This window comes from Fibrobacter sp. UWEL (assembly GCF_900142535.1).
Lineage (GTDB): Bacteria > Fibrobacterota > Fibrobacteria > Fibrobacterales > Fibrobacteraceae > Fibrobacter.
The window spans coordinates 1-1424 of sequence record NZ_FRBE01000055.1 but is presented as its reverse complement, the minus strand read 5'-3'; the positions used below and the strand labels follow the sequence as shown (position 1 = coordinate 1424).

Annotated in this window: 1 pseudogene; it reads right to left on the bottom strand. The window is 48.0% G+C overall.

The window, feature by feature from the left end:
- Positions 1–33: 33 nt before the first annotated feature.
- A pseudogene (locus tag BUB59_RS14875) lies at positions 34–1232 on the bottom strand (IS3 family transposase).
- Between the last annotated feature and the right edge of the window lie 192 nt (positions 1233–1424).

Sequence of the window (1424 nt, the reverse complement as noted above, 5' to 3'; positions counted from 1 at the left end):
TGAACTGACCCCAAAAAGTTGGACAGTTTAAAGTTAGGATAAAACTGAGTTATGAGTCCGGTATTGTACCGGGCTCATTCCTTTTAGGCGCAGTTTTATCCGGTCTTTGTTGTAGTACTCGATATATTTTTTGAGTTCTCGTTTGAAGTGGTCCATATTCTTGAAGGTATTTGGATAGAGCAGCTCCGATTTCATGATGCCGAAGAAGTTCTCCATCACGGCGTTATCCAGACAGTTGCCCTTGCGGCTCATGCTCTGGATAATGTGGTGTTCCTTTAGTGATTGTTGATAATCTACATGCTGATAGTGCCATCCCTGATCGGAGTGCAGGATTAACCGCTTCCACTTGTAACCCTTGGCGTAAGCCTTGTCAAGCATGTCCATGACCATCTTGAGATTTGGGCTGTCAGAGATTGTATAGCTGATGATCTCCTCGTTGAACATGTCCAGGATGGGTGACAGATAGCACTTGTCCTGGCCGATGTTTATCTGGGTTACGTCCGTGGTCCATTTCCGGCAGGGCGCTCCCGTATTGAAGTTCCGTTTGATTCTATTGGGGGCAGTCTTGCCGACGGTTCCCTTGTAGGAACGGTACTTGCACTTTCGGCGGACATTCTTCAGTCCCAGCTCCCTCATAAGCTTGTATACGGTCTTGCGATTGATTGTAAAACCTTCGTTCTTCATCTGTGCAGTTATGCGGCGGTAGCCGTAACGGCCCTTGTGCAGGGCGTGCAACGCCTTGATCCGCTTCCGTTCCTCGGCGTAGCGGTCTGGCTTTTGATGCAGGTGATAGAAGAAGGTGGAACGAGCCATCCCCTTGAGCATCAGCAGATCCTCAAGTCTAAATTCTTGCCTTAGTTCATTGATGGCTATCGCCCATTCCCTTTTTCCCGGGCGATTCTTTCCTCGACTAAGGCTCTCACTTTTTTTAACAGGGCATTCTCGGCTCGGAGAAGTTCATTTTCTCTCAGGACTTTTTCAAGGTCCGTTTGTGGAGCCTTCTTGATTTTCTTTGGACGTCCCATTTGTGGCGGCCTACCTTTGGGCTTTGTGGCGAACAGTTCCTCGTAGCCTCCATGCCTGAACTTGCGTAGCCAGGACTGCAGGCAGCTGAAGCTGATGCCGTATTTGATTGTTGTTTCCCCATAAGATAGACTTTGCTTAACCACAGCGTCAACAACGAGTCGCTTAAGTTCTGGTGTTGACCGCGTGTAAGGAAGCCTTCCCGTCAGCCACACCCCCGTGTCGCAATATTGTTGAATTTTTCGCTTTATTTCCCTTTCGTCTAGTCTAGTTCGCCTGGAGATATACGACGGCCCAAAATGCTTTTGGTAGAGATCAAAAGCCCGAATCCATTCTTTTTCTGTGTGTTTCTTATACATGAAAACCCCGAAGGTTGTGTCCAACTTTCGGGGTTCACATCA